Annotated in this window: 15 protein-coding genes; 4 read left to right on the top strand and 11 right to left on the bottom strand. The window is 68.9% G+C overall.

Annotated features, from left to right (window positions below; all coding sequences use genetic code 11):
* Positions 1-107 precede the first annotated feature (107 nt).
* The 3 genes from AC1MLT_RS08350 to AC1MLT_RS08360 all read right to left on the bottom strand — a co-directional run bounded on the left by AC1MLT_RS08350 (position 108) and on the right by AC1MLT_RS08360 (position 3,653).
* Positions 108-1,820, bottom strand: coding sequence for a pseudouridine synthase (locus AC1MLT_RS08350; protein ID WP_481031806.1), 1,713 nt, complete (start codon positions 1,818-1,820; stop codon positions 108-110).
* Positions 1,817-2,488: an SMC-Scp complex subunit ScpB gene (scpB, locus tag AC1MLT_RS08355; protein ID WP_481031808.1), complete on the bottom strand. Its 672-nt coding sequence runs from the start codon at positions 2,486-2,488 to the stop codon at positions 1,817-1,819. The genes AC1MLT_RS08350 and scpB overlap by 4 nt, the downstream gene beginning before the upstream one ends.
* Before the next feature lie 145 nt (positions 2,489-2,633).
* Positions 2,634-3,653: an RluA family pseudouridine synthase gene (locus AC1MLT_RS08360; RefSeq protein WP_481034942.1), complete on the bottom strand. Its 1,020-nt coding sequence runs from the start codon at positions 3,651-3,653 to the stop codon at positions 2,634-2,636.
* Positions 3,654-3,681: 28 nt separating this feature from the next.
* On the opposite strand from AC1MLT_RS08360, the gene AC1MLT_RS08365 reads away from it, so the two are divergent.
* Positions 3,682-4,491 carry an outer membrane protein assembly factor BamD gene (locus AC1MLT_RS08365; protein ID WP_481031810.1) on the top strand — a complete coding sequence of 270 codons (810 nt, stop codon included), beginning with the start codon at positions 3,682-3,684 and terminating at the stop codon, positions 4,489-4,491.
* 30 nt (positions 4,492-4,521) lie between these two features.
* Here AC1MLT_RS08365 and yoaA read toward each other — a convergent pair whose 3' ends face one another.
* Positions 4,522-6,618: a DNA repair helicase YoaA gene (gene yoaA / locus AC1MLT_RS08370; protein ID WP_481034943.1), complete on the bottom strand. Its 2,097-nt coding sequence runs from the start codon at positions 6,616-6,618 to the stop codon at positions 4,522-4,524.
* Between the two features lie 277 nt (positions 6,619-6,895).
* On the opposite strand from yoaA, the gene AC1MLT_RS08375 reads away from it, so the two are divergent.
* The gene (locus AC1MLT_RS08375) at positions 6,896-7,672 is read left to right on the top strand and encodes a PP2C family protein-serine/threonine phosphatase (RefSeq protein WP_481031812.1); all 777 of its coding nucleotides are present in this window, start codon (positions 6,896-6,898) and stop codon (positions 7,670-7,672) included.
* A 25-nt stretch (positions 7,673-7,697) separates the two neighbouring features.
* On the opposite strand, the gene AC1MLT_RS08380 is transcribed toward AC1MLT_RS08375, so the two are convergent.
* The 6 genes from AC1MLT_RS08380 to AC1MLT_RS08405 all read right to left on the bottom strand — a co-directional run bounded on the left by AC1MLT_RS08380 (position 7,698) and on the right by AC1MLT_RS08405 (position 16,083).
* A complete protein-coding gene (locus tag AC1MLT_RS08380; protein ID WP_481031814.1) occupies positions 7,698-8,339 on the bottom strand; it encodes a hypothetical protein in 642 nt (213 codons plus the stop codon).
* Positions 8,339-9,436 carry a cell division protein ZapE gene (gene zapE / locus AC1MLT_RS08385; protein ID WP_481031816.1) on the bottom strand — a complete coding sequence of 366 codons (1,098 nt, stop codon included), beginning with the start codon at positions 9,434-9,436 and terminating at the stop codon, positions 8,339-8,341. Before zapE ends, AC1MLT_RS08380 begins: the two co-directional genes overlap by 1 nt.
* 7 nt (positions 9,437-9,443) lie before the next feature.
* Positions 9,444-10,871: a dihydrolipoyl dehydrogenase gene (gene lpdA, locus AC1MLT_RS08390; protein ID WP_481031818.1), complete on the bottom strand. Its 1,428-nt coding sequence runs from the start codon at positions 10,869-10,871 to the stop codon at positions 9,444-9,446.
* 125 nt (positions 10,872-10,996) lie between these two features.
* On the bottom strand, positions 10,997-12,268 hold the full coding sequence (odhB, locus tag AC1MLT_RS08395; RefSeq protein ID WP_481031820.1) for a 2-oxoglutarate dehydrogenase complex dihydrolipoyllysine-residue succinyltransferase: 1,272 nt from the start codon (positions 12,266-12,268) through the stop codon (positions 10,997-10,999).
* A 99-nt stretch (positions 12,269-12,367) separates the two neighbouring features.
* Positions 12,368-15,259, bottom strand: coding sequence for a 2-oxoglutarate dehydrogenase E1 component (locus AC1MLT_RS08400; RefSeq protein ID WP_481031822.1), 2,892 nt, complete (start codon positions 15,257-15,259; stop codon positions 12,368-12,370).
* 224 nt (positions 15,260-15,483) lie between these two features.
* Complete coding sequence (locus AC1MLT_RS08405; protein WP_481031824.1) at positions 15,484-16,083, bottom strand: isochorismatase family protein; 600 nt, start codon at positions 16,081-16,083, stop codon at positions 15,484-15,486.
* 121 nt (positions 16,084-16,204) lie between these two features.
* Between AC1MLT_RS08405 and AC1MLT_RS08410 the strand changes: the two genes are divergently transcribed.
* Positions 16,205-16,990, top strand: a complete 786-nt coding sequence (locus AC1MLT_RS08410; protein WP_481031826.1) for an alpha/beta hydrolase — start codon at positions 16,205-16,207, stop codon at positions 16,988-16,990.
* A 31-nt stretch (positions 16,991-17,021) separates the two neighbouring features.
* Here AC1MLT_RS08410 and AC1MLT_RS08415 read toward each other — a convergent pair whose 3' ends face one another.
* Complete coding sequence (locus AC1MLT_RS08415; RefSeq protein WP_481034945.1) at positions 17,022-18,074, bottom strand: PQQ-dependent sugar dehydrogenase; 1,053 nt, start codon at positions 18,072-18,074, stop codon at positions 17,022-17,024.
* Positions 18,075-18,391: 317 nt separating this feature from the next.
* Between AC1MLT_RS08415 and AC1MLT_RS08420 the strand changes: the two genes are divergently transcribed.
* Entirely contained in the window at positions 18,392-18,973 is a 582-nt protein-coding gene (locus AC1MLT_RS08420; RefSeq protein WP_481034947.1) for a C40 family peptidase, read from the top strand.
* Positions 18,974-19,074: the final 101 nt, after the last annotated feature.

Below are 19,074 nucleotides of genomic sequence, written 5' to 3' on the forward strand. Positions count from 1 at the left end.
GCAGTTGATTTTTCGAGGATTCCGTCGCACCGCCCGCAGGGAGCGGACGTTGCGACAAAGCCCGTGATTTTAAACCGGCACGGCCATTCCGGCCCGTGTCAGGGGGTCTAGCGGCCGCGCCGCTTGCCGCCGCCGGGGCCGCCGAAGCCACCGCCTCCAGGCCCGTTGCCGCGACGTGGCGGCCCCTGACGCTGTTCCTTGCGCTGGCGCGAGAAGCTGTCGGCGCCGATGTAGCCGAGCGAGGTCTTCATGGGATCGGGCTGGTTGGCACCGCCCGGCGCCGCCGGACCCTCGCCGCGCCGGCCACCACGCGCACCGGCGCCGGCATTGCCCGGCCCGCCGGCACCGGGGCCGCCCTTGCCGTAGCCCTGGAAACCACCCGCGCCACCCGCGCCGCGCCGGCCCTGGGGCGGACCGCCCGCATTGCCGCCGGCCTTGCGGTTGCCGTTGTCGTTGCCCCGACGCGGCCCGCGTCCGTTGCGGCCGCCGCCACCGGCATCGGCATTCGGACCGCGCGGTCCGGCGCCGGGCCGGGGCGCCCCGCGCTCGCCACGCTCGCCGCCCACGGCCTGGAACAGCGACCGGATGTCGCGATCGTCGAGTTCCATCCAGGCGCCGCGCTTGAGACCGCGCGGCAGCAGCATGGCGCCATAGCGGATGCGGATCAGGCGGCTGACGGCATGGCCGACCGATTCGAACAGGCGGCGCACCTCGCGGTTGCGGCCCTCCGAGATCGTCACGCGATACCAGTGGTTGGAGCCTTCGCCGCCGCCCTCCTCGATGGTGCCGAACTGGGCCATGCCATCGTCGAGACGCACGCCTTCGAGCAGCTTCTTCTTCTCCTCGGCATTGATGGCGCCGAGCACGCGCACGGCATATTCGCGCTCCAGTCCGAAGCGCGGATGCATCAGCTGGTTGGCCAGGTCGCCGGAACTGGTGAACAGCAGCAGTCCCTCGGTGTTGAGGTCGAGCCGGCCGACCGACTGCCACTTGCCCTGGTGCAGGCGCGGCAGCTTGCGGAACACGGTCGGACGATTCTGCGGATCGTCGTGCGAGACCACCTCGCCGACCGGCTTGTGATAGGCGATGACGCGGGCCGGCGGCGGCTCGATCCGATAGCGGATCGGCTTGCCGTTGACCTTGATCTGGTCGCCGAACTGGATGCGCTGGCCGACGTGCGCCGGCTCGCCATTGACCGAGATGCGGCCCTGCACGATGAGCGCTTCCATCTCCAGGCGCGAACCCAGCCCGGCCTGCGCGAGCACCTTGTGCAGCTTGGGCGAATCGGCCTCGGGCAGCAGCACGCGCTTGAGCGGCGGCACCTCGGGGCTCTCCTCGTCGGCATCGAACTGGCCGGAGATCACATCGGCGAAGCGGATCGGCTGCGGCGGCGGCGCGTTGCGCAACGCGCGGTCGAGGGCACGACGCTCGCGATCGAGATCGTCCTCCTCGTCGTCGGGCTCCTCGTCCTCCTCGTCGAGGCCGTCGTCGGATGCTTCGGTGGCGACGGGCCTGTCGGTGGCGGGGCCCGATCGCGGACCGGGGGCCGGGACATCGCCGGCGGCGGCCGAGGCGACCGGCGCCGGCACGACGGGCGTGGCGTCGGTGGCCGCTGTGTCGGCGACGTCCGCGTCGGCGGCGGCCGGCGCATCGGTGGACGGGCTCGCCAGGGCGGGCTCGGCCTCCGTCGGCGCCGCGACGGGCTTGCGCCGGCGCGGCCGCTTCTTGGGCTCGGCGGCAGCGGCAGCGGCGTCCGGCGACGCGGGGGTGGGATCTTCGGCGGCGGGTGCGCCGGTATCGTCGGGGACCGAGGAACTCATGGAGGATTTCTTCCGGATGCCGGGGACGGCAGGATGGATGTCGCGTCGTCGACGGATGCGACGCGGGGATCGGCGACGGCCGGCCCGGCGCCGACCTCGGACGCGGACACGGGTCGGGGAACGCCGGCGAGCACCGGCGTCGAGGCCGCCGGCGGAGCCGGCGTCTCGATCAGGGGGAGTTGGTCGAGGGAATCCAGGCCCAGGTCGTCGAGGAACTGGCGCGTCGTCGCGTAGAGCGCGGGGCGGCCGACGGTCTCGCGATGGCCGATCACCTCGATCCAGTTGCGGTCCTCGAGCTGCTTGAGGATGAGCGAGTTGATCGTCACGCCGCGGATGTCCTCCATGTCGCCGCGCGTGACGGGCTGGCGGTAGGCGATGATGGCCAGCGTCTCCAGCACGGCACGGGTGTAGCGCGGCGGCTTCTCGGGATGCAGGCGGTCGAGGTGCTCGCGCATCTCGGGGCGGCTCTGGAAGCGCCAGCCGCTGGCGACGCTCGCGAGTTCGAGCCCGCGCTGCGCCCAGTCGTCCTGGAGTTCGAGCAGCAGCGCCTTGATGGTGTCGGCGCCGAGTTCGTCGTCGAACAGGGTGCGCAGTTCGCGCACCGGCAGGGGTTGCGTCGAACAGATCAGGGCGGTCTCGAGAATGCGCTTGGCATCCGCCGTATTCATGGTTCGCGTGGTCCAGGCGCCAGGGGCGCGCGTTCGGGTTGGATCGAGAAGAGAGGGAAGCGGGAAGCGCGGCCGGCTCGTGGCGGGCGATCGCGCCGGAGCCGATCTTGGGAACCGGTGAGGACCGGTGGGCCCCGGGGGGCCGTCAGGCGCGATTGTAGTCCAGACCCCAGACCGAGAAGGCATCCTGCAGATCGGCCGGCGGCGGCGCCAGGAAGACCATCGGCGCCCGTGTCACCGGGTGCACGAAGGCGAGCCGGAACGCATGCAGTCCCTGTCGGTACAGCCCCGCGGCCGGGGCGCCTCCGTAGAGCGCGTCGCCCACCAGCGGATGGCCGATGGATGCCATGTGGACGCGGATCTGGTGCGTGCGTCCGGTCTCCAGCGTGCAGCGCACGGCGCAGCCGTCGGCATGGCCGTCGAGCCGCTCGATCAGCGTGCGGGCGGTCTTGCCGGGATGGCGGGCCAGGTCGACCACCGCCATGCGCAGCCGGTTGCGCGGATCGCGCCCGATCGGCGCGTCGACCTGGCGCGCCGCCCCACCCTCCCAGGGCCGGTGCGCCAGCGCGATGTACTGCCGCTTGACCTCGCGCGCCGCGATCAGCGCCACCAGCGCGTCCATGGCGGCGCGCGTGCGGGCGACCACCATCAGACCGCTGGTGTCGCGGTCGAGCCGGTGGACGATGCCGGCGCGCGGCAGATCGGCGGCCCGGGCATCGAGCGCCAGCAGGCCGTTGAGCAGCGTGCCGCTCCAGTGGCCCGGCGCCGGATGCACCACCAGGCCCGCGGGCTTGTCGATGACGCGCAGGTGGTCGTCCTCGTGCAGCACGCGGATCGGCATCGCCTCGGACTTGAAGGCGCGGCTCTGGGGCGTCGGGCGCAGCTCGACATGGCCGGTCTCGCCCGCGTGCACCGAGGCCGCCGCCTTGGTCGCGGGCCGCCCGCGCAGGACGACGCCGCCGGCTTCGATGAGCTGCTGGAGGTAGCTGCGGGAGAACTCGGGCACCAGCGCGGCGAGCGCACGGTCGAGTCGCCCGCCATGCTGCTCGGGACCGATGACGAAATGACGGGTCTCGACCGACTCGCCGGGGTCGGCGCCCTCGTCGGCGTCGACCGGGACGCCGGTACGGGTATCTTCGCCCGGAGGGGCGGTCGATATAATCAAAGGCTCTTGTTTCAAGGAAGCTTCATAGATGGTTCGTGCCAAATTATCGACGGCCTCCGCTTGGCTGGCGCTCGCAGTGGCCGGGACTCTGTTGGCCGGATGTGGCTCGGCCAAGGTCGACGAGACCGCCAAGTGGAGCCCCAACCGCATCTACAGCGAAGCCAAGGACGAGGCCGGTTCGGGCGCCTACGACAAGGCCATCCCGCTGTTCGAGAAGCTCGAGGGCCGCGCCGCCGGCACGCCGCTGGCCCAGCAGGCCCAGCTCGACAAGGCCTACGCCCAGTACAAGGCCGGTGAGCGCCCCGGCGCCATCGCCACCCTCGACCGCTTCATCAAGCTCCACCCGGCCAGCCCGGCGCTGGACTATGCGCTCTACCTCAAGGGCGTGGTCAACTTCAACGACGACCTGGGCATGTTCGCTTCGCTGACCCGCCAGGATCTCTCCGAGCGCGACCAGAAGGCCGCCAAGGAATCCTTCCAGTCGTTCAAGGACCTCGTCACGCGCTTCCCCGACTCCCGCTACACCCCCGATGCGCGCCAGCGCATGAACTACATCGTCAATTCCCTGGCGCAGTACGAGGTGCACGTCGCGCGCTACTACTACAACCGTGGCGCCTACCTGGCGGCGATCAACCGCTCGCAGCTCGCGCTGGCCGACTATCGCGAGGTGCCGGCGCTGGAGGAAGCGCTCTACATCATGGTGCAGTCCTACGATGCGCTCGGCCTGACCGACCTGCGCGACGACGCGCGCCGCGTGCTGACCACCAACTACCCCAAGAGCGAGTACCTGACGCGCGGCTTCCGCGCCAAGGACGATCCGTGGTGGAAGGTCTGGTAGCCCGGACCTGAAGCCAGCGGCACCGGTTCCTCAGACCGATGCCTCCGGTGGTGATCGCAGCGCATCGATCGCCGCCTCGAATTCCCCCACGTCCTTGAGGCGTCGCATCGGCGGCAGCGCCGACAGCAGCCGGCGCCCATAGCCCATCGTGGCGAGTCGCGTATCGCAGATCGCCAGCACCCCCGCATCGCTCTCGCGCCGGATCAGGCGGCCCGCCCCCTGCTTCAGGGCCACGGCGGCCTCGGGCAGCGAATAGTCCCCGAACGCGTTGCGGCCCTGCGCCTCCAGGCGACGGGACCGCGCCTCCACCAGCGGATCGTGAGGGGGCGGAAACGGCAGCTTGTCGATCACCACGAACTGCAGCGCATCGCCCGGCGCGTCGAAACCTTCCCAGAACGACGCCGAGGCGACCAGCACGCAGCCCGCCTGCGGGACGGCCCCCGATCCCTCCTCGCCCGTCGGGCCCACGCCGGCGCGAAAACGGTCCATCAGCACCCGCTTGGGCAGCTCGCCCTGCACCAGCACCTCGGGCCGGTCGGCGTCGGGCACCAGTTCCAGATGTCGACGCAGGGCATCCGCGATGGTGCGCAGCGCGCGCAGCGTGGTGGTGAGCACCAGGGTGCGCCCGCCCAGCCGTGAGGCGCCCCGCGCGGCCAGCCGGGCGACCTGTTCGCCATGCGACGGATCGTTAGGTTTCGGAAAGTCGCGCGGCACGTAGAGCGAGGCCTGGCGCGCATAGTCGAACGGGCTGTGCACGCGCAGCACCTCGGCATCCTCGAGGCCGCAGGGCTCGGTGAACCAGCGCAGCCGCGCGTCGTCGCCCAGCGTGGCCGAGGTGAAGACCCAGGCCCGGCCGGTGCCGGCGGGATCCTCGGCGGCATCGACCGCCCGGCCGAGCACGCGCGCGCGCATGGCATCGGCGATGTCGAGCGGCGATTCCACCAGCCGCAGCTGCGAGCCGACGTCGACCCAGCGCACCGAACCGAGCGCGCAGGGCCGCGCGAACCGCGCCGCGCGCTCGGCCAGCCGGACCGCGCGCTCGTGCAGGCGGACGAAGTCCGGCGCCAGCTCGCTCACCATGTCCAGGCCTTCGGCCGCCGCCTCGAAGGCTTCGCGCATCAGCTGCAGGGCCTCGTTCCAGGGTCCTGGCGGGATGCCTTCGGGTGCCATCGTACCGGCCGCCTCGTCGTGGCCTTCATCCATGCCGTCGCCACGTGGCGGCAGCACGGCACTGCTCCAGCGCAGCCGCGTGCCGGGCCGCTGCGCGCCAGCGGCCAGCCGCAATTCGCGCGTGCTGCGTTCGACCTCGGCGACCAGCCGAGTCCAGTCGACCAGCCCGCGCGCCTGCTGCAGTCCGGCGGCGAGCATGTCGCGCGCGAAATCGAGGGTCTGGCCGGTTCCCAGCTGGGTGCCGAGGAACTGCACGCCGGTCTCGTTGAGCTGGTGGGCTTCGTCGAACACCACCACCCGCACGCTCGGCAGCAGCTCGGCCATGCCGGACTCGCGCACCGCCAGGTCGGCGAAGAACAGGTGATGGTTGATGACCACCACGTCGGCCGCCAGCGCTTCGCGGCGTGCCAGGTTGACATGGCAGGGCTTGAACTGCGGGCACTGCTGACCCAGGCAGTTCTCGCGCGTGGAGGTGATCAGGGGAATGAGCGGGGAGCGCTCGTCGAGTCCGGGCAGCTCGGCCAGGTCGCCGCTGCGCGTGGCCTGCGCCCAGCGCTCGATCTTCGCCAGCATGCGGACACCGCCGCGTTCGGGCAGCGAGGCGTCGTGGCGCGCCAGGTCGAGCCGGTGCAGGCACAGGTAGCTCGCGCGACCCTTGAGCAGCGCGGTGCGCACCGGCAGTCCGAGCGCTTCGACCAGCCGGGGCAGGTCGCGGCCGAAGAGCTGGTCCTGCAACGCCTTGGTGGCGGTCGACAGCAGCACGCGCTCGCCGCTCAGCAGCGCCGGCACGAGATACGAGAAGGTCTTGCCGACGCCGGTGCCGGCCTCCACCACCAGCACGCCGCCGTTCTCGATGGTGCGGGCCACGGCCAGGGCCATCTGGGTCTGGCCGTCGCGTTCGCGGAACTGCTCGGCCGCGCGCGACAGCACGCCATCGGGCTCGAAGGCGCGCAACACCTCGGACGACAGCGTCTGGTCGTCGGATCCGGCGGCCGGCGGGGGCGGAGAAATCGGAAATTCCAAGGGGCGTGATGGTGGTGCCGGCACCGTGACGACGGCTGGCGGCGAGTGGATGGGGAGAGACGACGAACGCCGCTTCGGGCGACACCACCACACGAATGGCTCCGAAGCGCTGGCCGGAAGCGCCATCGGGCGTGTCGTCTTCACTCGATAATACGGCCCCTCACAGCTTCTCCGATTCCCCCCGATCCAGCGCCCCGGCGCTGCCGCGTCCATGACACGAGGCTTCAGATTCGCCGCCGCCACCGGTCTTCACAAAGGCGATCGTCCCTACCAGCAGGACCAGGTCGCGGTGCTCGGCCATCCCCGCACGTCCGGCTGCATCCTGGTGGTGCTGGCCGATGGCATGGGCGGGCGCAGCGGCGGCCGCAAGGCCTCCGACCAGGTCATGATGACCGCGCACCAGCTGTTCGCGCGCTACCGGCCCGGCCTGGACGATCCGGCGGCCCTGCTGCGTCAGCTGCTCGACGACGCGCACATGGTCATCAAGCTCACGGCGCTCTCCAGCGAGCAGGAGCCGCACAGCACGCTCGCGGCCTTCCTCGTGACCCCGCGCGGCGAAGGCACCTGGATCCATGCCGGCGATTCGCGCATCTATCACTTCCGCGGCGGCCGACTGCTCAAGCGCACGCGCGACCACTCCTATGTTCAGATGCTGGTCGACCGGGGCGAGATCACCGAGGAGCAGGCGATCTCGCATCCGCAGAGCAACATCCTGATGGGTTGCCTGGGCATGACAGCCACCGCGCCGCCGCTCTCGATCGAGGCCAACGAACCGCTGCAGCCGGGCGACGTGCTGATGGCCTGCAGCGACGGGCTGTGGCACTACTTCGAGACGGAGGAGCTGGGCTCGGTGCTGGCGCGTCAGCCGCCCCGCGTGGCGGTGGAACTGCTGGTGAACGAGGCGCGGACGCGGGCACGCGGCACCGGCGACAACATCTCGCTGGCTGTGCTGAAGGTCGAGGCCCTGATCGATCCGCCACCGGCCTGAGGAGCCGTGCGTCGGCCCGCACGCATCAGGGCGGCGGCGCGGGCAGTGGCGCGGCGTTCTTGGTGCGCTCGGCGTTGCGCCGATCCCGCTCCGCCTTGCGCCGGGCGGCTTCCTCGATGCGGCGTTCGTAGGTGGCACGCCGCTCGGGGGCGTCCTCGCGCATGCGGGCCGCCCGCGCCTGCTCCTCGGCATTGGCGGCCTGGCGACGCTGCAGGGCCTCGCGATTGGACTGCGCCTGGGCCGCCGTCTCGGCGCGCTGCTTCGCATGGTCGGCGGCACGCTGTTCGCGATCCTGCTGCGACTGCAGCGCCTGGTCGCGTTCGTCCTGCGAGCGCGGAGCCTCCTTCTGCTCCAGGCGATCGAGCTGCGCCGCGCCGCGCTGCTTGCGCTCGATGTCGCTGATGGCGGCTTCCTGCCGCCGCAGGTCGTCGTCCTCGACGCGGCGGCGCCGGCGGCTGTCCTGCAGGCAGTCCTCGACGGCGAAGCGCTGGTAGCACGCCACCTGCTCCGCCTTGACGCGACGGTCGAGGGCGGCGCGCTCGGCCGACAGCCGGTCGCGCTCGGCCTTGAGATCGAGCGCCCCAGTGGTGGCGAGCGTCTGGGCCCAGGCCGGCGCGGTGGCCAGGAGCACGGCGAGGCACAGGATCTTCGAGCGAGGCGGTTTCATCAGGTCAGGCGGGTGTCGACGGTGCGGCGTTCGAGCGCGAGGAACTCGGCCGACTGCATCTCGTTGAGCCGGGAGACCGTGCGCGGGAACTCGTGGGCCAGCTGGCCTTCGGTATACAACGCCTCCGGTGGCACCTGGGCCGACATGACGAGCTTCACACGGCGATCGTAGAAGACATCGACCAGCCAGGTGAAGCGCCGCGCCTCGGAGGCCCGGTTCGCCGCCATCGCCGGCACGTCCGAGAGCAGCACGGTGTGGAACTGCGTCGCGATCTCGAGGTAGTCGTTCTGGGAGCGCGGTCCGCCGCACAGCGTGCGGAAGTCGAACCACACCACGCCGCCGGCCTTGCGGCGCGCCTGGATCTCGCGCTGCTCGATGTGCAGCACCGGATCCTCGTCGGCCGTCTCCGCCAGCTTGTCGAAGGCCTGGTCCATCTCGGCATCGGCCTCGGGCCCGTTGGGCGTGAGGTACATGCGCAGCTGCTCGAGGGTGCGGCGCCGGTAGTCGGTGCCGTTGTCGACGCTCAGCACCTCCAGCTTCTCGTTGAGCAGCGCGATGGCCGGCAGGATGCGGTCGCGATGCAGGCCGTCGGGATAGAGGTCGTCGGGCCTGAAATTGGACGTCGTCACGAAGCCCACGCCGTTGTCGAACAGCGCCGCCAGCAGGCGGTGCAGGATCATGGCGTCGGTGATGTCGGCGACGTGGAATTCGTCGAAGCAGATCAGCTTGAAGCGCTTGGAGATGCGTCGCCCCAGCTCGTCGAGCGGGTTGACGATGCCCTGCAGCTCGGCGAGCTCGCGATGCACCTCGCGCATGAATTCATGGAAGTGCAGGCGGGTCTTGCGCCGGATCGGCACCGCGTTGAAGAAGCAGTCCATGAGGAAGCTCTTGCCGCGGCCGACGCCTCCGTACATGTAGACGCCGCGCGGCACCTGCGGGCGATGGATGAGCTTCTTCAGCGCGTTGGAGCGCTGGGTCTTGTAGGCGGCCCACTCGTTGGCGCAGCGTTCCAGCGCGGCCACCGCGCGCAGCTGCGCGGGATCGCTCTGGAACCCGCGCGCGACGAGCTCCGCCTCGTAGGCTTGCTGGACGCTCAAGGGACGGTCAGAAGTTCAGCGTGCGCTTGTCGACCGCCAGCGCCGCTTCCTTGGTCGCCTCGGAGAGCGAAGGATGGGCGTGGCAGATGCGGGCGATGTCCTCGGCGCTGGCCTTGAACTCCATCGCGACCACGGCCTCGGAGATCAGCTCGCTGACCTGCGGGCCGACCATGTGCACGCCGAGGATCTCGTCCGTGGCGGCATCGGCCAGGAACTTGACCATGCCGGTCGTGTCGCCCAGCGCGCGGGCGCGGCCGTTGGCCAGGAACGGGAAGGTACCGGCCTTGTAGGCGCGGCCGCTGGCCTTGAGCTGCTGCTCGGTCTGGCCAACCCAGGCGATCTCCGGATGGGTGTAGATGACCCAGGGGATGGTGTTGAAGTTGACGTGTCCGTGCTGGCCGGCGATGCGCTCGGCCACCGCCACGCCCTCTTCCTCGGCCTTGTGCGCGAGCATCGGGCCGCGCACCACGTCGCCGACCGCCCAGACGTTGGGCAGGTTGGTCCTGCACTCGTCGTCCACCACGATGGCGCCACGCTCGTCGAGCGCCAGGCCGACGGCTTCCGCGTTCAGGCCGATGGTGTTGGGCACGCGGCCGATCGAGACGATCAGCTTGTCGACCTCGAGCGTCACGGCCTCGCCCTTGGCGCTGGTGTAGGCCACCGACACGCCGGCGTCCGACGACGCGATCTCGCCGACCTTCACGCCCAGCTCGATCTTCAGGCCCTGCTTGTCGAAGGCCTTCTTGGCTTCCTTGGCGATCTGCTCGTCGACCGCGCCGAGGAAGGTCGGCAGGCCTTCGAGCACGGTGACCTCGGCACCCAGGCGGCGCCAGACCGAGCCCATTTCCAGGCCGATGACGCCGGAGCCGATCAGCGCAAGCTTCTTGGGCACCGCGCCGATGCGCAGCGCGCCGTCGTTGGACAAAATGTTCTTCTCGTCGAAGGGAGCGCCCGGCAGTGCCCGGGCATTGGAGCCGGTGGCCACCACGATGTGCTTGCCGGAGATGCTCTCCTCGGCGGCGCCGGCGACCTTCAGCTCGTAGCCGCCCTCGGCGGCCTTCACGAACGACGCGCGGCCGTGGAAGAAGGCGATCTTGTTCTTCTTGAACAGGTACAGGATGCCATCGTTGTTCTGCTTCACGACGGTGTCCTTGCGCGCCAGCATCCGGCCGACGTCGAGGCTCAGGCCCTGGACGTCGATGCCATGGTCGGCGAACGAATGGCCGGCCTGCTCGAAATGCTCGGACGACTGCAGCAGCGCCTTCGACGGGATGCACCCGACGTTGGTGCAGGTGCCGCCCGGAGCCGGGCCGCCCTTGGCATTGGTCCACTCGTCGACGCAGGCGACATTGAAGCCGAGCTGCGCCGCGCGGATCGCCGCGATATAGCCACCGGGACCGCCACCGATCACGACGACGTCGAATTGCTTAGACATAAAACTCTTTCAGGGAGCGCCTCTTCGCCAGGACACCGTGGAACCGGCTTTGCCGGGCCGCCGGTGTCGCCCCCCGAGAGGGGGTTGGCGAAGCGACACGAAGTGCGCGAAGACTGGGGGTTGGATCAGATGTCAAACAGGAGGCGCGACGGATCTTCCAGCGCTTCCTTCATGGCCACCAGGCCCAGCACGGCTTCGCGGCCGTCGATGATGCGGTGGTCGTAGCTCATGGCGAGGTAGTTCATCGGACGGATCACGATCTGGCCGTTCTCCACCACGGCGCGGTCCTTGGTCGCATGCACGCCCAGGATGGCCGACTGGGGCGGGTTGATGATCGGGGTCGACAGCATCGAGCCGAAGGTGCCGCCATTGGAGATCGAGAAGGTGCCGCCGGTCATGTCCTCGATGCCGAGCTTGCCGTCCTGGGCCTTCTTGCCGAACTCGGCGATCTTCTTCTCGATGTCCGCGAAGCTCATCTGGTCGGCGTTGCGCAGGATCGGCACCACCAGGCCGCGCGGCGAACCCACCGCGATGCCGATGTCGAAGTAGCCGTGGTAGACGATGTCGTTGCCGTCGACCGAGGCATTGATGACCGGGAACTTCTTGAGCGCGTGGACCGCCGCCTTGACGAAGAAGCTCATGAAGCCCAGCTTCACGCCGTGCTCCTTGGTGAAGGAGTCCTGGAACTTCTTGCGCATGTCCATGACCGGCGCCATGTTCACTTCGTTGAAGGTCGTCAGGATGGCGTTGGTCGACTGCGACTGCAGCAGGCGCTCGGCGATGCGGGCGCGCAGGCGGCTCATGGGCACGCGCTGCTCCGGACGCTCGCCCAGGTCCTGCGGCGCCGAGGGGGCCGCGACCTGCTGCAGGGCCGGCTTGGCGGCGGCTGCCGGAGCGGCCGCCTTCGCGGTCGTGCCCGAGGCCACGGCGCCGAGCACGTCGCCCTTGGTGACGCGGCCGTCGCGGCCGGTGCCGGAGACGTCGCCGGCGGTGAGCTGGTTGTCGGCCAGCAGCTTGGCCGCGGCCGGCATGGCGACGTCCGACTTCGAACCGCCCGAGACGGGGGCGGCGGCCGGCGCGGGAGCGGCGGCCGGTGCGGGCGCCGAAGCGGCCGGCGCGGGGGCGGCAGCGGCCGGAGCGGCGGCGCCGGCCTTGGCTTCGGTGTCGATGCGCGCGATCACCTGGTCGGCGACCACGGTGGCGCCATCGCCCTGGACGATCTCGGCCAGCACGCCGGCCGAGGGGGCCGGCACTTCGAGCACGACCTTGTCGGTCTCGATCTCGATCAGGATCTCGTCGATGGCGACGGCTTCGCCGGCCTTCTTCTTCCAGGTCAGCATGGTGGCTTCGGCCACGGATTCGGAGAGCTGCGGGACTTTGACTTCAACGATGGACATGGTGGTTGTTCTCTTCTTTATGACTTGCGGGGTGGCGGGACGGCGCCGTGCGGAAAGCGCGAGCGCGCCGGGGCGCGTCCGCGACTTCCCGGGCCGGATTTACTTGGTGAGGACGAAGCCCTTGAGCTTGGCGAAGGCGGCATCGACCAGCGCCTTCTGCTGCTCCTGGTGGAGGTGCGAGTAGCCCACCGCCGGCGAGGCCGAGGCGGTGCGCCCGGCATAGCCGAGCTTCTGGCCTTCGGAGAGGTTCTCGTGGATGTAGTGCTGCACGAAGAACCAGGCGCCCTGGTTCTGCGGCTCGTCCTGCGTCCAGACGACATCCACCAGGTTCGGATACTTGCGGATCTCGGTGGCGAACGCCTTGTGCGGGAACGGATAGAGCTGCTCGACGCGGATGATGGCGACGTCGTCGGCACCCTTCTCCTCGCGCTTCTTGGCCAGGTCGTAGTAGACCTTGCCCGAGCACGCGATCACGCGGCGGACCTTCTCCGCCTTCAGGTTGCGGCTGTCGGGGATGACGGTCTGGAACGAGCCCTTGGTGAACTCGGCCAGCGGCGAGGTCGCGTCCTTGTTGCGCAGCAGCGACTTGGGCGTGAGGATGACCAGCGGCTTGCGCAGGTTGCGCACCATCTGGCGGCGCAGCAGGTGGAAGATCTGGCTGGCGGTGGTGGGCTGCACGACCTGCATGTTGGTGTCGGCGCTCAGCTGCATGAAGCGCTCCAGGCGCGCCGAGCTGTGCTCCGGACCCTGGCCCTCGTAGCCGTGCGGCAGCATCATGGTCAGGCCGTTGACGCGGCCCCACTTCACTTCGCCGGAGGCGATGAACTGGTCGATCACGACCTGCGCGCCGTTGACGAAGTCGCCGAACTGCGCTTCCCAGATCACCAGCGTGTTGGGATCGTTCGAGGCATAGCCGTATTCGAAGGCCAGCACGGCCTCCTCCGACAGGATCGAGTCGATGACGACGAACGGAGCCTGGTTGTCGGTCACGTTCTGCAGCGGCACGTAGGTGCCCTCGTCGAACTTCTCGCGGTTCTGGTCGTGCAGCACGGCGTGGCGGTGCGTGAACGTGCCACGACCGCAATCCTCGCCCGACAGGCGCACCGGATAGCCGCTGGCCACCAGCGAGGCGAAGGCCATGTGCTCGCCCATGCCCCAGTCGACGTTGACGTCGCCGCGACCCATGGCGGCGCGATCGTCGAGCACCTTCTTGACCAGCGGATGCACCGTGAAGCCAGCGGGCACGGTGGTGATGCGCTCGGCCAGACGCTTCCACTCCGCCGTCGGCAGGGCGGTGTCGGCGGCATCGGTCCACTTCTTGTTGAGGTAGGGACTCCAGTCGACGGCGTACTTGCTCTTGAAGTTCGTCAGCACCGGGTTGGTGGTGTTCTTGCCGGCGTCGAAGGCGGCGCGCTGCGCCTTGACCATGTCGTCGCCGAGCGTGTCGCCCAGACCCTGGGCGGCGAGCTTGTCGGCGTAGAGACGGCGCGTGCCCGGATGCTGGGCAATCTTCTTGTACATCAGCGGCTGGGTCAGCGAGGGGGTGTCCTGCTCGTTGTGGCCCAGCTTGCGGAAACAGATGATGTCGACGACCACGTCCTTCTGGAATTCCATGCGGAAGTCCAGCGCCAGTTGCGAGGCCAGCACCACGGCTTCGGGGTCGTCGCCGTTCACGTGCAGCACCGGCGCCTCGATCATCTTGACGATGTCCGAGCAGTACAGCGTCGAGCGGCTGTCGCGCGGATCGCTGGTGGTGAAGCCGATCTGGTTGTTGATGACCAGGTGCACCGTGCCGCCGGTGTGATAGCCGCGCGTCTCGGCGAGCGCCAGCGTCTCCATGACGACGCCCTGGCCGGCGAAGGCCGCGTCGCCGTGCACGATGATGGGCAGCACCTGCTTGCCCTGCGGGTCGTCGCGACGGTCCATGCGCGCGCGCACCGAGCCCTCGACCACCGGGTTGACGATCTCCAGGTGCGACGGGTTGAACGCCAGGCTCAGGTGCACCGGGCCGCCACGCGTGGTGACGTCGGAGCTGAAGCCCTGGTGGTACTTGACGTCGCCGCTGGGCAGGTCCTCGGGCGCGGTGTGGTCGAACTCGGCGAACAGGTCGGCCGGCAGCTTGCCCAGCGAATTCACCAGCACGTTCAGGCGGCCACGGTGGGCCATGCCGATCACGATCTCCTGCACGCCCTTCTCGCCGGCGCCGTTGATGATCTCGTCCATCGAGACGATGAAGCTCTCGCCGCCTTCGAGCGAGAAGCGCTTCTGGCCGACGTACTTGGTGTGCAGGAAGCGCTCCAGGCCCTCGGCCGCCGTCAGGCGCTCGAGCACGTGCCTCTTCTGCTCGGCATTGAATTTCGGGTTGGCGCGATCGCTCTCGAGCCGTTGCTGCCACCAGCGCTTCTGGTTCTGGTCGGTGGTGTACATGTACTCCACGCCGATCGTGCCGCAATAGGTCTCGCGCAGGGCGTTGAGCAGATCGCGCAGGGACATCGTGTCCTTGCCGAAGAAGGTGTTGCTGGTGTTGAAGACCGTTTCGAGGTCGGCGTCGGTGAAGCCGTAGAACGACGGCTCCAGCTCGGGGATCGACGGCCGCTCGGTGCGCTTGAGCGGATCGAGGTCGGCCCAGCGGGCGCCGACGTTGCGGTAGGCCGCGATCAGCTGCTGGACGGCGGTGCGCTGGCGACCGAGCTCGGAATCGGCGCCGCTCGCGTGCACGACGCGGGTCGTGCCCTGCTTGGCGCGCTCGGCGAAGGCATTGACCACGGGCAGGTGCGGCACGTCGCGGGTGTTGCCACCGTCGGCCGAGGGCACATGCTGCAGGGCGTCGAAGTAGGTGCGCCAGTTGTCGGGCACGCTGCCGGGATTGGCCAGATAGTTTTCGTACATCTCCTCGACATACGGCGCGTTGCCGCCGAAGAGATAGGTACTGCCTTCATAGGCTTGATAGATCTGGTGGGCAGACGCCGAGGGCGTCGTTGAATCGCTCATTATTCCGCTGACCTTCGCTCCCCTCTGGGAAGCATTAGCTGGTTTGAGAAACCTTCCGCGACACGGCTGAACCGATTGGCGGATGCGACTGTGGCTGGGGAAGGGCCTAGTACTTTACGATTGTGCCACGACGCGTCGAAAGCCCTTTCGACGACATGTCGTCCCAATCCCACAGATTCATGCGGGCCGATGCCCCAGCCGGGGCAGGCCGGCCTCCCGGAGGTTCAGCGGATCAGCTCGAGGAATTCGCGGAACCGGGGATGCTCGGCCGTGCCCAGCCACTCGAAGCCCACCATCTCGGTCGTGACCAGTTCGGCACCGGCGCCGGCCAAGCGGTCGAAGGCCGCATCGCGATTGCGTTCGGTGCGCGAACTGCAGGCGTCGGTCACGACCCAGACCTCGAACTCCTCCTCCAGCAGATCCAGCGCCGTCTGCAGCAGGCAGACATGCGCCTCGCAGCCGGCGATGACGATGGTGTTGCGCTCCTCGGCGGCGGCCGGTTTCTGCAGGTGCTTGGGCAGGCTGCGCGCATTGCCCTGTGGAGCCTTGGCCGGGGCCCGCAGCCATTCGCCGAGTCCTTCCTCGACACCGCTGAAGTGCATCTTGGCCAGGGTCCGGCGGCACAGCGTGCGGATCTCCGGCAGGTTCTCGCCGAGCTTGGACGGGTTCTGTTCGGTGCCCCAGACCGGCACGTCGACCAGCGCGGCGATGCGGGCCAGCCGCACCGCGTTGGCCACCGTCGCATCGCCTTCGAGGATGGCGGGCATCAGGCGGGACTGGTAGTCGACCAGCACGAGCTGGGATTGGGAAGCGTCGAGCAGCATGGAATCGGTGGGTTCAAAAAATGACGAAGGATGGGTGGCTGGCACGCACGTCGCGGCATGCAGACCGAACCGTACCACCGCGGCGCACCGGCCAGGCGCCCGGCGCGCATAGACTGCGGCGATGCGCCGAATCTCCTCCCTGTCGATCGCGCTCTGCGCCCTGCTCGGCGCCGGGTGCGCCTCGCGTCCGGCCTCCGTGCCGATGCCCCTGCGCTTCGACGCCGGCGCCTGTTTGGCGCAGACCTCGACGCTGCTGGTGCTGCTGCCGGGAGCGCGCTCGTCGATCGACGAGTTCGAACGCGAGGGCTTCATGGATGCCGTCCGGCAGCGCCGGCTGGCGGTCGACATGGTGCGGGCGGATGCGCACCTGGGCTACTACGACGACACGCTCGCCGTGGTGCGCCGCCTGCGCGAGGACGTGATCGAGCCGGCCCGCGCACGTGGCTACCGCTCGATCTGGATCGCCGGCATTTCGCTCGGCGGACTCGGCGGCGTGCTGTATGCCCAGGCGCATCCGACCGAACTCGACGGCCTGGTGCTGATCGCGCCGTATCTGGGCGAACGCGCCACGGCCACCGAGATCGGCAATGCCGGCGGCCTGGCGCGCTGGCAGGCGCCGACCGGGCCGGTGCTGCCGGCGCGCAGCGAGCCGCGCGAATCGCGCGACCCGGCTCTGTGGCGCTGGCTGCAGGCGCAGACGCAGGCGGCGCAGGACCCGGCCATGAAAGGACCCCCGCTCTATCTGGGTTATGGCCAGGACGACCGCTTCGCCTTCAGCCATCGTCTGCTCGCCGCCGCCCTGCCCGCCGGGCGTGTGGCGACCACGCCGGGCGGCCACGACTGGCCGGAATGGAAGCGCCTCTGGCAGTCGCTGCTGTCGACGCTGCCCCTGCCGTCCTGCGGCTGAGTGGTGTCCCCGTGGCGTGCGGCCTGGGGAGTCAGTCGGCCTGCAGCCGGATGAGCTTGCCGCGCGACTCGTCGGTCAGCACGTAGAGCCAGCCATCGGGACCCTGCTTGACGTCGCGGATGCGCGCCCGGCCATCCTCGAGCAGCTTGTGCTCGGCGACGACCTTGCCGTCCTTGAGCTCGATGCGGTCGAGATAGCCGAACTTCAGCGAGCCGACGAAGAGATTGCCCTTCCAGCCCGCGCCATAGCGGTCGCTGGTCAGGAAGGCCATGCCCGAGGTCGCGATCGACGGCACCCAGTAGTGCACCGGTTGCTCCATGCCATCGCGGGCGGTGCTGCCATCGCCGATCCTGCCGCCGCCATAGTTCTCGCCATAGGTGATCACCGGCCAGCCATAGTTCCTGCCGGCTTCGGGCACGTTGATCTCGTCGCCGCCCTGCGGGCCATGCTCGGTCATCCAGAGACGGCCATCGGGCGCCAGCGTGGCGCCCTGGCCATTGCGGTGCCCATAGCTCCAGATCTCGGGCAGGGCTCCGGCGCGCCGGACGAACGGATTGTCCGGCGGCACCGTGCCATCCTTGCGGATGCGCACGACCTTGCCCAGATGGTTGTCGAGCTTCTGCGCGTCCTCCTTGCGGCTGAAACGATCGCCCAGCGTGAGGAACAGCGTGCCGTCGCGGGCTTCGACGATGCGGCAGCCGAAGTGCGCCGAACTCGCGACCTTGGGCTTCTGACTGAACAGGACCCGCACCGTCTCAAGCCGGGTGCGGTCGGCCGACAGCCGCGCACTGGCCAGTGCCGTGCTGTTGCCGGAGGCTCCGGCCGCGGCGGGTTCAGAAAAACAGAAATAGATCGTGCGGTTGGTCGCGACGGCCGAATCGGCCAGCACGTCGAGCAGTCCGCCCTGCCCGCCCGAGGCGATCGCCGGCAGGCCCTGGAGCGCCGCGCCGACCTTGCCGTCGGGCTCCACGACGCGCAGGCGTCCCGTCTTCTCGCTGACCAGGAAACGTCCCTCCGGCAGGAACGCCAGACCCCACGGATTCTCCAGCTCGGCAGTCAGGATCTGTCCCCGCACCTGCGCCATGGCCGATCCGGCCACGAGCGCCAGACCCAGGACGAGCAGGCGCCACTTCGGCTGCCGATCAGTGATTTCTGGCCGCAAGGTCATGGTTGGCTCTCTCAAAAAGTGGAATTTAGTTTTAGTAAAAATGACTACAACATCACATAACTTAATAAACTTTTGTTGTACTTTATAATTGACAGCTTGCTTTCTTCTGATCAACGATTTCATAGCCGATTTGCAAAAAAATAATAAAATCCATTTGAAACAACAACTTGCACGAGGTAAGTAATGTTGATTCGAGGTTGACACTCACTGTCGTCGTCAATATCCTACGCGGCATGCGTTTTACCGTCCTACTTGCCGCGCTCGTCCTGGTTTCGACTGCTCATGCCTCACCTCCCCAGGACCGCTCGGAAGCCATGGACCGGCTGCTGTTCGAACGCGGGCTGATCAGCCACCTGCAGCAGGTCCGGCAGAACGTCGTCGATCGCACCTCCAGCCTGGTCGACACCGCCTTCGGTTTTCTCGGTGTCCCCTATCGCCGTGGCGGCAACTCCGCCGAGACCGGCTTCGACTGCAGCGGCTTCGTCCGCGCCATCTATACCCAGACCATCGGTCACCTGCTGCCACGTCGTGCCGAGGAACAGGCCGCCGCCACCGAGAAGATCGACCGCACCGACCTGAAGCCGGGTGATCTGGTGTTCTTCAACACGATGCGCCGTGCCTTCAGCCATGTCGGCATCTACATCGGCGACGGCAAGTTCATCCATGCACCCAAGCCGGGTGCCACGGTGCGGGTCGAGAACTTCGACGGCAACTACTGGCAGCGCCGCTTCGATGGCGCCCGGCGCGTCCAGGCATCGGCCGCCGACCGGGTGCCGGCCACCATCACCAACGCGTCGGAGGCGGGTGGCGAATGAGGACGCCCCGCCCCGCCGGCTCGACCGACTGATCGACGCTCCATCCGGAGGCCGGACGACAAAAAACCCGCCGAGGCGGGTTTTTTGTCGTCTGCTGGCGG

The organism is Variovorax sp. PEI5 (assembly GCF_056679935.1).

Coding starts and splice junctions, on each gene's coding strand:
- AC1MLT_RS08350 (WP_481031806.1), bottom strand. CDS start 1,820: ATGAGTTCCTCGGTCCCCGACGATACCGGCGCACCCGCCGCCGAAGAT.
- scpB (WP_481031808.1), bottom strand. CDS start 2,488: ATGAATACGGCGGATGCCAAGCGCATTCTCGAGACCGCCCTGATCTGT.
- AC1MLT_RS08365 (WP_481031810.1), top strand. CDS start 3,682: ATGGTTCGTGCCAAATTATCGACGGCCTCCGCTTGGCTGGCGCTCGCA.
- AC1MLT_RS08375 (WP_481031812.1), top strand. CDS start 6,896: ATGACACGAGGCTTCAGATTCGCCGCCGCCACCGGTCTTCACAAAGGC.
- AC1MLT_RS08380 (WP_481031814.1), bottom strand. CDS start 8,339: ATGAAACCGCCTCGCTCGAAGATCCTGTGCCTCGCCGTGCTCCTGGCC.
- lpdA (WP_481031818.1), bottom strand. CDS start 10,871: ATGTCTAAGCAATTCGACGTCGTCGTGATCGGTGGCGGTCCCGGTGGC.
- odhB (WP_481031820.1), bottom strand. CDS start 12,268: ATGTCCATCGTTGAAGTCAAAGTCCCGCAGCTCTCCGAATCCGTGGCC.
- AC1MLT_RS08400 (WP_481031822.1), bottom strand. CDS start 15,259: ATGAGCGATTCAACGACGCCCTCGGCGTCTGCCCACCAGATCTATCAA.
- AC1MLT_RS08405 (WP_481031824.1), bottom strand. CDS start 16,083: ATGCTGCTCGACGCTTCCCAATCCCAGCTCGTGCTGGTCGACTACCAG.
- AC1MLT_RS08410 (WP_481031826.1), top strand. CDS start 16,205: ATGCGCCGAATCTCCTCCCTGTCGATCGCGCTCTGCGCCCTGCTCGGC.
- AC1MLT_RS08415 (WP_481034945.1), bottom strand. CDS start 18,074: ATGGCGCAGGTGCGGGGACAGATCCTGACTGCCGAGCTGGAGAATCCG.
- AC1MLT_RS08420 (WP_481034947.1), top strand. CDS start 18,392: ATGCGTTTTACCGTCCTACTTGCCGCGCTCGTCCTGGTTTCGACTGCT.